Raw genomic sequence first — 2,040 nt, 5'->3', positions numbered from 1 at the left:
CGCGGATTACTGATGACATCTCGGGCGTTAAGTGGCCGTATGTGACTTTTAGAAACGATGCCACGGATGAATACTTCTTAGGGAACCTTTATCTTCAGTCCGGTGATGAACTGGACGGTGTTTATACGGGATCGGCTGCTATTCCTCGGGGCGCGTTGCCTGGTGATTGGCATCTTAGTATCCGGGCTGCCGATGCAGCTGGTAACGGCACAACGATTAACGCCACAGAAACCCTGAACCTACCCAAACTCCAAGTCCTTCCTAACTCGGAGGGGCTACAAGAAGTTGTTGCTCAACCAGTCAGCTTCTACGATCCCCCGGGGACTGAACAAGATAGCTACAGCATTCCTGTACAGGAAGGCGTGGACTACCGAATGGGCGGGAAGCTCCTGACGCCGGGAACGCATGCTGCCACTGGACCAATCACTGTTAATGCCGTTGCGAAGGATGGGTATGTTCTCGCCGTCGGCGCGCAGTCAACCTGGGAACATACCTTCACCGATTTAAATCCAGTCCCGGATGTGAGTAGTCCTACACTAGCGAATGCCACTGTGTCGCCGGTTTCGGTGAATATCAGTGAGGGACCGGCAACGGTGAAGGTCAGTGTTCGTCTGACGGATGAGTCCGGTGTTGAAGCTCCGATACTGCAGTTGAGCCATGTGGGTACGGATCAGAGTCATGGTTTCGGTTCAATGACCCTTGTGTCAGGGGATTTGAAGGACGGGACGTGGGAACGGACTGTGACGATCCCGCAGAGTGCAGCTCCGGGCCAATGGGAAGTTACCTTGCATCCGGTGAATGACGTTCTGGGCAATTCCTCCGGCCGTTTCCAAACCCTCGACACAGTTGAGGTTGTCGGTGCGCCTGCCGACATTGCGGCGCCGGTCCTGGTGTCTTCATCTGCGTCGCCGGTTTCGGTGAATATCAGTGAGGGACCGGCGACGGTGAAGGTCAGTGTTCGTCTGACGGATGAGTCCGGTGTTGAAGCTCCGATACTGCAGTTGAGCCATGTGGGTACGGATCAGAGTCATGGTTTCGGTTCCATGACCCTTGTGTCAGGGGATTTGAAGGACGGGACGTGGGAACGGACTGTGACGATCCCGCAGAGTGCAGCTCCGGGCCAATGGGAAGTTACCTTGCATCCGGTGAATGACGTTCTGGGCAATTCCTCCGGCCGTTTCCAAACCCTCGACACAGTTGAGGTTGTCGGTGCGCCTGCCGACATTGCGGCGCCGGTCCTGGTGTCTTCATCTGCGTCGCCGGTTTCGGTGAATATCAGTGAGGGACCGGCGACGGTGAAGGTCAGTGTTCGTCTGACGGATGAGTCCGGTGTTGAAGCTCCGATACTGCAGTTGAGCCATGTGGGTACGGATCAGAGTCATGGTTTCGGTTCAATGACCCTTGTGTCAGGGGATTTGAAGGACGGGACGTGGGAACGGACTGTGACGATCCCGCAGAGTGCAGCTCCGGGCCAATGGGAAGTTACCTTGCATCCGGTGAATGACGTTCTTGGCAATTCCTCCGGTCGTTTCCAAACCCTCGACACAGTTGCAGTCAGTGCAGCTATTTCAGTAGTCCCACTTGACGTCATTTTTACCGACAACGACGGTATCGGTCATGACTTCTACATGATTCCGGCTGTATCTGGCGTGGACTACCTAATCGACGGAGTTGCAGTTTCCGCCGGGGAGTACCCAGGCAGCGGCACGATAACGATCACGGCAAAGGCACGACCGGGCTACGTCCTCGAGGACAGTGCAGCGGAATGGATTCACACATTTAGCGAGGTTCCGTACGTAGTTGTTCCGGGACCGGTGGTGTTCACGGACGAGGACGGCACCGGGAACGATTCGTACACGGTCCCGGAGACCAAGGGTGTTGATTACCTGGTCGGGGACGAGGTTGTTGCAGCCGGCACTCATCCGGGCAGCGGTTCGGTGACGGTGACGGCGAAGGCCCAGACGGATTACGTGCTGGAGGCCGGTGCGGCCGCGGAGTGGACGCACACGTTCAAAGCCACGCCGTACGTAGTTGTTCCGG

1 pseudogene is annotated in these 2,040 nt (G+C 56.7%); it reads left to right on the top strand.

Annotation, left to right across the window (positions count from 1 at the left end):
• A pseudogene (locus tag HGO92_RS23075) lies at nt 1-2,040 on the top strand (hypothetical protein); the annotation flags it as partial.

This window comes from Crystallibacter degradans (genome assembly GCF_012952295.1).
Classification (GTDB): domain Bacteria; phylum Actinomycetota; class Actinomycetes; order Actinomycetales; family Micrococcaceae; genus Crystallibacter; species Crystallibacter degradans.
Note: the sequence above shows the minus strand (reverse complement) of the source record. Positions and strands in the feature narration are given on the sequence as shown.